11 protein-coding genes are annotated in these 11,102 nt (G+C 70.1%); 5 read left to right on the top strand and 6 right to left on the bottom strand.

The window, feature by feature from the left end; genetic code table 11:
• Positions 1–23: 23 nt before the first annotated feature.
• The 4 genes from AC07RV_RS08795 to AC07RV_RS08810 all read right to left on the bottom strand — a co-directional run bounded on the left by AC07RV_RS08795 (position 24) and on the right by AC07RV_RS08810 (position 3,879).
• Positions 24–1,454 carry a URC4/urg3 family protein gene (locus tag AC07RV_RS08795; RefSeq protein WP_296782866.1) on the bottom strand — a complete coding sequence of 477 codons (1,431 nt, stop codon included), beginning with the start codon at positions 1,452–1,454 and terminating at the stop codon, positions 24–26.
• Positions 1,451–2,803, bottom strand: a complete 1,353-nt coding sequence (locus AC07RV_RS08800; RefSeq protein WP_296782864.1) for a GTP cyclohydrolase II — start codon at positions 2,801–2,803, stop codon at positions 1,451–1,453. The genes AC07RV_RS08795 and AC07RV_RS08800 overlap by 4 nt, the downstream gene beginning before the upstream one ends.
• Before the next feature lie 119 nt (positions 2,804–2,922).
• Positions 2,923–3,405, bottom strand: a complete 483-nt coding sequence (locus AC07RV_RS08805; RefSeq protein WP_296782862.1) for a DUF6152 family protein — start codon at positions 3,403–3,405, stop codon at positions 2,923–2,925.
• A 42-nt stretch (positions 3,406–3,447) separates the two neighbouring features.
• Positions 3,448–3,879 (bottom strand): hypothetical protein, encoded by a 432-nt coding sequence (locus tag AC07RV_RS08810; protein ID WP_203206202.1) that lies wholly within the window; start codon positions 3,877–3,879, stop codon positions 3,448–3,450.
• A gap of 162 nt (positions 3,880–4,041) precedes the next feature.
• On the opposite strand from AC07RV_RS08810, the gene AC07RV_RS08815 reads away from it, so the two are divergent.
• From AC07RV_RS08815 to AC07RV_RS08825, 3 genes are all read left to right on the top strand, one after another.
• A complete protein-coding gene (locus AC07RV_RS08815; RefSeq protein WP_431509070.1) occupies positions 4,042–4,620 on the top strand; it encodes a sigma-70 family RNA polymerase sigma factor in 579 nt (192 codons plus the stop codon).
• On the top strand, positions 4,617–5,258 hold the full coding sequence (locus tag AC07RV_RS08820; RefSeq protein ID WP_296782858.1) for a DUF1109 domain-containing protein: 642 nt from the start codon (positions 4,617–4,619) through the stop codon (positions 5,256–5,258). Before AC07RV_RS08815 ends, AC07RV_RS08820 begins: the two co-directional genes overlap by 4 nt.
• A gap of 148 nt (positions 5,259–5,406) precedes the next feature.
• Positions 5,407–7,749, top strand: coding sequence for a DUF6351 family protein (locus tag AC07RV_RS08825; RefSeq protein ID WP_296782856.1), 2,343 nt, complete (start codon positions 5,407–5,409; stop codon positions 7,747–7,749).
• 39 nt (positions 7,750–7,788) lie between these two features.
• Here AC07RV_RS08825 and AC07RV_RS08830 read toward each other — a convergent pair whose 3' ends face one another.
• Both AC07RV_RS08830 and AC07RV_RS08835 read right to left on the bottom strand, forming a co-directional pair.
• A complete protein-coding gene (locus AC07RV_RS08830) occupies positions 7,789–8,496 on the bottom strand; it encodes a Crp/Fnr family transcriptional regulator (RefSeq protein WP_296782855.1) in 708 nt (235 codons plus the stop codon).
• A 23-nt stretch (positions 8,497–8,519) separates the two neighbouring features.
• Entirely contained in the window at positions 8,520–10,034 is a 1,515-nt protein-coding gene (locus AC07RV_RS08835; RefSeq protein ID WP_296782853.1) for a helicase HerA-like domain-containing protein, read from the bottom strand.
• 101 nt (positions 10,035–10,135) lie between these two features.
• On the opposite strand from AC07RV_RS08835, the gene AC07RV_RS08840 reads away from it, so the two are divergent.
• Positions 10,136–10,441, top strand: coding sequence for a phosphopantetheine-binding protein (locus AC07RV_RS08840; RefSeq protein WP_057596224.1), 306 nt, complete (start codon positions 10,136–10,138; stop codon positions 10,439–10,441).
• 5 nt (positions 10,442–10,446) lie between these two features.
• Positions 10,447–11,097, top strand: a complete 651-nt coding sequence (locus AC07RV_RS08845) for a COG4648 family protein (protein ID WP_093342169.1) — start codon at positions 10,447–10,449, stop codon at positions 11,095–11,097.
• The last annotated feature ends 5 nt before the right edge of the window (positions 11,098–11,102 follow it).

The raw sequence follows: 11,102 nt of genomic DNA on the forward strand, positions 1-11,102 counted from the left end.
CGGAAGTCTAAAAGACTGGCGAACTAGAACACGGTGCCGTCGCTCTCGATCTGCAACGGTGGCGCACCGTCACGCAAGCGCTGTGCCAGTGCCCGGCCCGCGGCCCAGGTGCCGCCCTCGAGCACGCAGGCCAGCGGCAGCTGTTCCTCGCTGCGGCCGAGCACCTTGCGCACGCGCGGCGCCAGTTCGTCGAGCAGGGCCACGGTGAGCGCGCGCCACTCGACGATGAACTCGTCGCCGGCCTTCCAGCGCCGTTCGAGCAGCGCCGAGTCCTTGGGCACGATCACGCCGCTGTCGATCAGCAGGCCGCCGTTGCGGTACTCGGGCAGCGCGGTCAGGGCCTCGAGGTGGCGCACCTTCACGCCGGCCCACTCGAAGGGTTCGAGCAGCGAATAGGTCAGCCACTGCGAGAGCTTGTGGAAGGGCATCCAGCCGTTGGTCAGGCCCGGGCCCGGCACCGCGCTGTGGCGCCAGCAGTCGCCGAGCGCCAGCGCGGGATCGCCGGAGCCGATGCCGCCGGGGTTGTCGCTGCCGTCGGCCGCGATGCTGTCGACCGCATTGGCCGAGGGCCAGATGCGCGACAGCGCATCGAGCAGCAGCGACAGGATCGCGTGCGCGCCGATCTCGGCGGTGGGCGGCGCGGCCGGGCCGAAGGGGCCGACCAGCGCGTCGAACAGGTTGCCGGGCCGGCCGTCCTCGCCGAAGACCTCGGGCTGCTCGGCCAGCGCCTCGCCGAGCCGGCGCAGCAGCGTGGCACGGCCCGCGAGGCCGACCAGCGGATTGACCTCGCTGACCTGGAAGGCGGCGCCGAGCCGGTCGGTGACCAGGCCGCGCAGGCCGGCGGCATCGGCCTGCAGCGGGCGCTCAGGGTCGGAGGAGAACAGGCCGCTGGTGAAGGCGTGGAAGCTCGCCACGCCCAGGCCCTCGGAACGCGAGAAGCGCTCGCCGCTGGCCGGTTCGGTGTAGTGCCAGTCGGGGCCGGCACCGGCATCGAGCAGCACGCTGACCAGCACCAGGTCGATGTGGGCGCGCGCGCGCTGCCGCGCGTCGGCCTCGCCGAGCAGCTCGTCGAGCTGGGCCCGGCGGTCGACGCCGCCGGCCTCGAAATGGCGCCAGCGGCTGTGATACGGGATGGTGTCCCAGGGATAGCGCTCGCGCGTGACCTCGGCCACGGTGCGCGCGGCGTCCTCGAGCGCGTTGTCGTCGCCGATGCGGAACCAGCGCGATTCGCCTTGGCGCGCGCGCGCCAGCAGGCCGGCGGCGCGGCGGCGCACTTCGGCGGTGCTGCGCAAGAGGCGCGCGGCACCCGCGGGATGGCCGGCATCGACCGCGAACTCGGTCGCGGGATCGACCCGGCCCTCGTCTCCGGGCCGCAGGCTGCCCGAGCCGTCGACCGGCAGATGGTCGCGGAAATCGTCGTTGCCGTTGCTGTTGTTGCTGCTGTTGCTCGTCATTCGTTCAGTCCCCGGCCCTTGGCCTTCTTGAGTTCCTCCGCGTCCGGCACCGGTCCCGGCGTGAAATAGCCGGCGGCCATCTTGGCGTCCATCTCGACGCGCGCGTCGGCGGGAATCAGTTCGTCCGGAATGTTCACGCGTTCGCCGATCTCGATGCCCGAGCCGACGATGGCGTCGAACTTCATGTTGCTCATCGACACCAGCCGATGGATCTTGCGGATGCCCAGCCAGTGGAAGACGTCGGGCATCAGCTCCTGGAAGCGCATGTCCTGCACGCCGGCCACGCATTCGGTGCGCGCGAAGTACTGGTCGGCGGTGTCGCCGCCGACCTGGCGCTTGCGCGCGTTGTAGACCAGGAACTTCGTGACCTCGCCGAGCGCGCGGCCTTCCTTGCGCGAGTAGGCGATGAGCCCGACGCCGCCGCGCTGCGCGCCCTGGATGCATTCCTCGATGGCGTGCGTGAGGTAGGGCCGGCAGGTGCAGATGTCGGAGCCGAACACGTCGGAGCCGTTGCACTCGTCGTGGATGCGCGCCGTGAGCTCGACCTCGGGATTGGCCAGGTCGCGCGGGTTGCCGAAGATGTAGAGCGTCTGCCCGCCGATCGGCGGCAGGAACACCTCGAGGTCGGAGCGCGTGACCAGCTCGGGGTACATGCCGCCGGTTTCCTCGAACAGCACGCGGCGCAGGTCGGTCTCGGAGCAGCCGAAGCGCCGCGCCACCTCGGGCAGGTACCAGACGGGCTCGATCGCGGCCTTGGTCACCATCGCGGCGCCGCCGGCCGTGAGGAAATGGCCGTCGGCCTTGAGGCGGCCGCTCTGCAGCGCCTCGATCACCTCGGGCAGGATCACGTGCGCCTTGGTGATGGCGATGGTCGGACGGATGTCGTAGCCGGCCGCGAGTTCGTTCTTGAAGGCATCGGCCACCAGCGCGCCCCAGGGGTCGAGCGAGACGATGCGCCCGGGCTCGCCCCACTGCGGATAGGGGCCGATGATGTCGGTGGGCGCGGTGTTCGTGAGGTCGGCCTTGTGCTCGCGCTTGAGCGCGCCCGCGGCCACCGCGAGCGCGCGATAAACGCTGTACGAGCCGCTGTGCGTGCCGATGACGTTGCGGTGCGCGCGCTTGGTGGTGGTGCCGACGATCGGCCCGCGCTCGGTGGCGGTGGCCGCGCCCCAGCGGATCGGCAGCGCACCGAAACCGCCGCTGTGCGAGGTCAGCCGGATGTGGCCGCTGGGCGTGGGGACGACGGTCTGGACCGGGAGCGCGGCGGCCGAGGGAACCGGTGGCACCGGCACGGCGGGAGGAACGGGGGAGGCGGAGGACGAAGGGATCGCAGTGCTGTCGACGGACATGAATGGCCCTCAAAAAATGCAATGTACCGATCGACCGCATGGCTTGCAAGCCGGGGAACGACGGACAACGCCGCGTGCGCGGCGCGGCGGAGGGCGCGAGAAGAAACGCGGAAAGAAGCTCAGGCCGGCGAGGAGCGCAGCCCGTAGACCTTGCCGTCGACGAACAGGTACTCGGCGCGCAGCACCGCGTCGCCTTTCTCGCCGGTGAAGGTGAAGCCCAGCACGCCGAGCTGCGTGCCGGTCTTGATCTCTTCCACGCCCCAGGCCGACAGCCGCGTGAGTGGCGCGAGTTCGACCAGCCACTTGCGGTCGCGCCGCGTCGGCAGCTGGGCCTTGGCGAGCAGCGCGGGGCCGTCGACCGAGGCGCTCTGCTTCGGCAGCGCGCGCTGCTTCAGGTCGGCCGGCAGCGCGGGTTTCTCGGGCAGCTCGAGTTCGAGCTCGCCATGCGGATTGCGCCACATCACGCGGGTGGCGCGGCCCTCGAGGTAGAGCGGGCGCTCCTGGTCGAAGCTGCTCCAGCCATGGTGCGCGCGTGCCGGCAGCGCGAAGCCCAGGCCGAGGCCCAGCGAACTGGCAACGAAGGCGCGTCTTGGCAGCGGCATGGCGGTCTCCTCGGAGGAAGGGTGGAGCGGGCCGGGGCCCGCTCAGGCATAGGCGATCCAGCGCCCGCAGATGATGACAGCGAGCCAGAAGGCCAGCGACAACAGGCACTGCAGCCGTCCGGTCTTTGCGGCGGGCCCGTCGAGCAGCGCGGAGCCGCCGCGCGCATGGAACAGCGCCGCGTTCGCGCCGGCCAGCGCGATCAGCAGCAGCTTGATGCGAAAGGCCGGGTTGGCCAGCAGCTCGCCGGGCTGGCCCGCGAACATGGCCAGGCCGGTGGCGGCGCACAGGCCGAAACCCGCCAGCGCGGGCGTCAGCGTGAGGCGCGCGAGCCGGGCCGCGGGCAGGTCGCGGCCCAGGCCCAGCGCGCGCAGCTCGAACACCAGCAGGCCGCCGAACAGCATCGCGATGCCGACGATGTGCACCGCCTCCAGCGCCGGGTAGGCCCAGGGATGCGAGACGAGTCCTTTGAACACCGGGGCGATGCCGGACGACATGGGCGCTCCTTGCAGGGGTGCGGCGCAGCTTAGTCCAGCGAGCGGCGCGGCAGCGCCAAGGCCCGCGGCCGCGCGGGCCCTTGCGGCGGCGCGGCACAATCCGTCGGAACTTTTTCGACGAGGCTGTAACCAGCCGGTCCGATGGCACGAAACAACGAAGGCAGCAGGATGCACACGAGCGACGCCGAGGCGGCGCTGCGCAGCCTCTTCCTTCGCGGCCTCGACGGCGACGCGAAGGCGTACCGCGACTTCCTGCAGCGACTCAGCGCGCACCTGCGCGCTTTCCTGGGCCGGCGGCTGTTCGGCTGGCCCGATGATGTGGAAGACCTCGTCCAGGAATGCCTGCTCGCCATGCACAACCAGCGCCATACCTACCAGAGCGACCAGCCGCTGACGGCCTGGGTGCATGCGATCGCGCGCTACAAGATGATCGACCTGCTGCGCGCCAAGTCCTCGCGCGAGGCGCTGCAGGATCCGCTCGACGATGAGCAGGGCCTGTTCGCGGCCTCCGAGATCGAGGCCAGCGATGCGCGCCGCGACCTCGGCGGCCTGCTCGAAACCCTGCCCGAGCGCCAGCGCCTGCCGATCGTGCACGTGAAGATCGAGGGCCTGTCGGTGGCCGAGACCGCGAGCCTCACGGGCATGTCCGAATCGGCGGTCAAGGTGGGCATCCACCGCGGACTCAAGGCGCTGGCCGCGCGCTTCGGGAGCGCCGCATGAAGACCGACGACCTGGTCGCCATGCTCGCCGCCGGCCCGGTGGCCGTGCCGCGCCAGGCGGCGAGCCGGCGGCTGGGGCTGGCGCTGGCCATCGGCGCGCCGCTGTCGCTCGCGATCCTGCTGCTCGAATACGGGCCGCGGCGCGACCTGCTGCAGGCCCTGTTCTGGCCGATGTTCTGGGTCAAGCTGCTGTTTCCGCTGGCGATCGCGGGCGCGGCCTTCGTGATGGTGCAGCGGCTCGCGCGCCCGGGCGTGCCGGTGCGCCGGGCCTGGATCGGTGCCGTGCTGCCGGTGCTGGCGGTCTGGGCGCTGGCCGTGATGGCCTGGTTCGATACGCCGATGGAAGGGCGCATGCCCTCGCTGATGGGCCAGTCGTGGCGCATCTGCGCCATGAGCATCGCGGTGATGGCGCTGCCGGTGTTCGTCGGCGCGATGGCCGCGCTGCGCAGCCTCGCGCCGACCCGGCCCGCGCTCGCGGGCGCGGCGGCTGGCGCACTCGCCGGCGGTGTCGGCGCGGCCGTCTATGCGCTGCACTGCATGGAGCTCACGGCGCCGTTCCTCGCGGTCTGGTACGTGAGCGGGATCGCGGTGCCGGTGCTGGTGGGCGCCTTGCTGGGGCCGCGGCTGCTGCGCTGGTAGAGGCCGGCGCGGGCAGCGCCTGCGAGCGCTCGTACGTCTCACTGGGACAAACCCTGTCCGGTGGCGAAATGTCGTTCGCTGAACAGTTCGAAAAGAGCGAAAGGATTGCAATCGCGTCGCGTTTCTCTCACAACAACAGGAGACATCGATGCGAGACATCCTCAGAACGGGACTGCGGGTCCTGGGCCTGTGCGCGGTCGTCACCCTCGCGAGCTGCGGCGGCAGCGGTGGCGGCGGCGTGGCACTGCCGATTCTTCCGCCCTCCGGCTCGCAGCCGGAATCGCCACCGCCGGCGGCGACGGGCGAACTCAAGATCAGGACGCTGTCGAACCGCGCCGACATGATCAGCGACGGCGATGCCTACGTCGAGATCGTGCTGCCCGAGGGCAAGAGCGCGCTCGACCTCGCGGTGGACCTCGACGGCAAGGACATCTCCTCCGCCTTCGCGCTGCGCGCCAACGGCCGCGTGCTCGGCACCGTGACCGGGCTGCGCGTGGGCAGCAACACGCTCACGGCCACGCTCAAGTCGACGAAGACGGGGGCGAAGCTCGCGATCGAGAACTTCGCCCGTGGCGGCAACATCTTCGCGGGCACGCCGGTGCAGCCGTGGATCTGCGCCACGAAGGCCGGCTCGGTCACGACGGTGACGGTGCCCGGCACCGGGCTCTCGGCCACCGCGACCACGCAGGTGAGCGGACTCGACGCCGACCCGGTCGACGCCGACTGCAACGCGCCCACCATCTACACCTACTACTACCAGCCCAAGGCCAAGGAGGGCACCGACTGCGGCCAGCAGCCCTTCGGTCCCTACGCCTGCTTCCTGCAGTACGACCCGGCCAAGCGCCCGAAGGACGCCGAGATCGCGAACTTCACGACCGACCGCGGCGACACCGTGAAGGCGTTGCTGCGCGTGGAGCTGGGCACGATGGGCCGCAGCGAGTACCAGGTGGCGGTGTACTTCGATCCCGCCAAGCCGTGGACGCCGTGGGAGCCGCAGAAGGGCTGGAACGGCAAGGTGCTCTGGAAGATGGGCGCCTCGGCCTCGGGCAACCGCTTCCAGCAGAACCCGGGCACGGCGCTGTTCGACGACAACGCGCTGCGCGCCGGCTTCATGACGGTCAATTCGCAGCTCACCAACCACAACGACAACAACAACGAGTTCCTCGCGACCGAGAACATCATGATGGTCAAGGAACACATCATCGACACCTATGGCGAGATCCGCTACACCATGTCCGACGGCGGCTCGGGCGGCTCGATGATGCAGACCGTGCCGGCCTCGGTGATGCCCGGCCTGCTCGACGGCCTGCAGACCGGCTACAGCTACCCCGACGCGGTGACGACCTGGATCGAGACGCGCGACTGCGGCAACCTCTGGCGCTACTACGGCACCGGCCCGGGTGCCGGCCTGTCGCCGGCGGCGCGCGCGGCCATCGAAGGCCATCCGACGGCCGACTACTGCACCAACTGGGTCTATTCCTTCCTCGCGCCGCAGAACCCGGTGCAGGCCACCAACTGCGGGCCGGGCTTTCCGGCGGCGCTGGTGTACGACCCGGCGCTGCGGCCCAACGGCGTGCGCTGCACGATCCACGACGTGATGACCGCGATCCTCGGCACCACCGAGCTCAACGGCAACACCGTGCCGAACCTGCCCTACGACAACGCGGGCGTGCAGTACGGGCTCAAGGCCCTGCGCTCCGGCGCCATCACGCCCGAGGAGTTCGTCGCGCTCAACGAAGGCATCGGCAGCTGGGACGCCGACATGATCTGGTCGGGCGACAAGGCCGTCATTCCCGCGGCGCGTGCCCGGATGCAGACCAGCGCGATGACCGCGCTCTACCGCAGCGGCCTCGTCAGCTACGCGAAGAACCTCGCGAAGGTGCCGGTCATCGACCTGCGGCCCGAGCTCGGCGCCGACATCCACATGGCCTGGCGCACTTACCAGCAACGCGCGCGCCTGGACGCGGGCAACGGCGGGCACGACAACCACGTGGTGCTGGCGAGCAACGCCGGCACCGGCGTCGCGCTGACCCGGCAGGCCTTCCTGATGATGGACCGCTGGCTCAGCGCCATGGAGGCCGACAGGTCCGCCGACACGAAAGAGAAGAAGGTCGTGAAGAACAAGCCCTCCGACGCGGTCGACCAGTGCATCGCGACCGCGGGCATGACCACCGCCGAGCTGGTCGACATCGGCTTCGGCAGCGCCGCCTGCCCGGTCAAGCCCTACGAGTCGGTGCGCATCGTGTCGGGCGGACCGCTCGCGGAAGACGTGTTCAAGTGCCAGCTGAAGCCGATCGACTTCGCATCGGCCGACTACGCAGGCGCGGTCTTCACGGGCGGCCAGCAGGTGCGGCTGCAGGCGACCTTCCCCGATGGCGTGTGCGACTGGAGCAAGCCGGGCGTGGGGCAGGTGCCGTGGACGCCGACCACCTTCCGCGGCGGCCCGGGCGGGCAGGACCTGCCGGCCGCGCCGGTGTCGACGCCGCTCTGAGCGGTCGATGCGCCGCGACGCCCGCCACGCGCGGGCGTTTCAGCCCGGCTGGTTGGTCGGATAGCGCGACAGGCGCTGCCGGTCGAGCACGTTGATGTAGCCGTAGCCGGTCTTGATGAGCTGCGCGGCCTCGAGCTCGTGCAGCGCCACGTTCACGCGCTGGCGCGACACGCCGACCATCCAGCCGATCTCCTCCTGGCTGATCTGCAGGGTGGCGTCGGTGTTGGGATAGAGCACCGGATGGAACAGGCTCGCGATGCCGCGCGCGACGCGGCCCGTGGGCTCGAGCAGGCGGTCGAACTTGACCGTGGCGATGAACTGGCTGAGCCGCTCGTTCAGGTGCGACAGCATGAAGTGGTTGAACGGCACGCTCCTGTCGAGCAGCCAGGCGAAGGTGTCGCGCGGCAGGTGCAGGGTGACGGTGGGGCGGGTGGCGGCGATCTCGTACTTGCGCTGCTCGACCTTCAGCAGCGAGCCTTCGCCGATCCAGCCGCCCGCGGCCACGCCCGTGAACATCACGGGCTTGCCGTCGGCCGAGGTGTCCTGCACGCGCAGGAAGCCCTCGATCACGCCGATCCAGCTGTCGGCGATCTCGTTGCGCTGGCAGACGAATTCGCCCTGGCCGTGTTCGCGCGTGTAGAGCGCCTTGTAGGCGGTCTCGCGTTCGCACTGGGTGAGCACGCGCGGCCAGATGCAGCGCTCCCAGAACGCCGCGATGTCCCTGGCCGGTGTCTTGCCCGAGGACATGGAGGTGCCGTCGGCGCCGCGGCTCAGCGCTTCTTCGAGCCGAAGATGCCGCCGAGCACGCCGCGCAGGATCTCCTTGCCGACCGAGGTGCCCATGGTGCGCACCGCCGACTTGGCCATGGTCTGCACCAGGCCGTCGTGCTTGGCGCCGCGCGGGCCGGTGTGGCCGAACAGCAGGTCGTTGAGCATGCCGCCGGCGCCCGAGCCTTCCTCGGCCGGCTTGCCGGGCGCCGCCTTGCCCGCGGCAGGGGCACCGGACGCGGTCTCGGCGCGGCCCTTGAGCTTCTCGTAGGCCGATTCGCGGTCGACCGCCTTCTCGTAGACGCCCGCCACCAGCGAATTGGCCAAGAGCGCCTGGCGCTGCGCGGCCGTGATCGGGCCGATCTGGCTGCCGGGCGGCAGCACGTAGACGCGCTCGGTCACGCTCGGGCGGCCCTTCTCGTCGAGGAAGCTCGCGAGCGCCTCGCCGACCGCGAGCTCGGTGATGGCCTTCTCGATGTCGAGGCCGGGTTTCTGCCGCATGGTGGTGGCCGTGGCCTTCACCGCCTTCTGGTCGCGCGGCGTGAAGGCGCGCAGCGCATGCTGCACGCGGTTGCCGAGCTGGGCCAGCACCGAATCGGGAATGTCGAGCGGGTTCTGGGTCACGAAATACACGCCCACGCCCTTGGAGCGCACCAGCCGCACCACCAGTTCGATGCGCTCGACCAGCGCCTTGGGCGCCTCGTTGAACAGCAGGTGGGCCTCGTCGAAGAAGAAGGCCAGCTTGGGCTGCTCGGGGTCGCCGATCTCGGGCAACTGCTCGAACAGCTCCGACAGCATCCACAGCAGGAAGGTGGCGTACAGCCGCGGCGAGTTCATGAGCTTGTCGGCCGCGAGGATGTTGACCACACCGCGGCCGCCCTCGGTCTGCATGAAGTCGGCGATGTTGAGCATGGGCTCGCCGAAGAACTTGTCGCCGCCCTGGGTCTCGATCTGCAGCAGGCCGCGCTGGATCGCGCCCACGCTGGCGGCGCTGATGTTGCCGTACTCGGTGGTGAACTGGCTCGCGTTCTCGCCCACGTACTGCAGCATCGCGCGCAGGTCCTTGAGGTCGAGCAGCAGCAGGCCGTTGTCGTCGGCGATCTTGAACACCAGGTTCAGCACGCCGGCCTGGGTTTCGTTCACGTCGAGCATGCGGCCCAGCAGCAGCGGCCCCATGTCGGAGATGGTGGCGCGCACCGGGTGCCCTTGTTCGCCGAACACGTCCCACAGCGTGACGGGGCAGCCCAGCGGCTCGGGCAGGTCGATGCCGCGCTCCTTGAGCGTGGCGGCCATCTTCTCGCCGATGGCGCCTTTCTGGCTGATCCCGGTCAGGTCGCCCTTGACGTCGGCCATGAACACCGGCACGCCGATGGCCGACAGCTTTTCGGCCATGGTCTGCAGCGTGACCGTCTTGCCGGTGCCGGTGGCGCCGGTGATGAGACCGTGGCGGTTGGCGAGGGCAGGGAGGAGGGCGCATTCCACGCTCTCGTGGCGGGCGATCAGAAGAGGGTCGGCCATGGACGGTTCCGGGTCGTGTCGAGGCGGCCAGTCTAATCAAGCTGCCCTCCTATAATCCACGGCCCACGCGCCCTTGCGGCAAAAGTTTCTGGAGGTTTTTCTTGTCTTCGACTGCTCAGCCCCCCATTCCCGCCGATGGCGATGCCGAACAGTCGCCGATCGAGCAGGAATTGGCCGTGCTGCTGGTGAACGCCCTCAACCTCGAGGTGGCGCCAGCCGACATCGTCCCGACCGAGCCGCTGTACGGCGAAGGCCTCGGCCTCGATTCGATCGACATCCTCGAGGTCGCGCTCGAAGTCTCGCGCCGCTACGGCTTCCAGCTGCGTTCGGACGACGAACGCAACCAGCAGATCTTCCAGTCGTTGCGCACGCTCGCGGCCCACGTCGCCCAGAACCGCGCGGCCTGAACCCCATGTCACGATGGCGCCTGGCGCTCCTGCTGCTGGTGGGGGTGGCCTATGCCGGTGCTTCCCACTGGATGATGCTGTTCCACGCCACCGAGCCGTGGGCGGTGGTCGTGCTGCTCGGGCCGCTGTGGCTCGCCGCCATGGGCTTCGCCGCCAGCCGCTTCGGCCGCTGGGGCTTCGCCGCGGTGGTCGCGCTGGGCCTGGCCGGGTTCGCGCTGGTGCTCAGCGGCGAAGCGGGCGACACCAACCGGCTCTACGTGTTCCAGCACGTGGCCATCAATGCCTTGCTCTGCGGCTGGTTCGGCTCCACGCTGCGCGGCGACAGCGTGCCGCTGATCACCCAGTTCGCGCAGCGCGTGCATCCGCTGCGCGGCGCGATGCGCGCCTACACCACGCAGCTCACGCGCATCTGGACCGGCTATTTCGCGCTGGTGGTGCTGTCGTCGATCGTGGTCTACCTCACGCTGTCGTTCTCGGCCTGGTCGCTGCTGGCCAACGTGCTGACGCCTGCCAGCGTGGCGCTGCTGTTCGTCGGCGAACACCTGCTGCGCTACCGGCTGCACCCCGAGTTCGAGCGCACCCGCATGGTCGATGCGGTGCGCGCCTTCTACGGCAGTTCGTCGGCCGACAGCAGCGCCGGCGGCGGCCCGCGCTGAGCCTC

This window comes from Variovorax sp. GW821-FHT09B01, assembly GCF_059418345.1.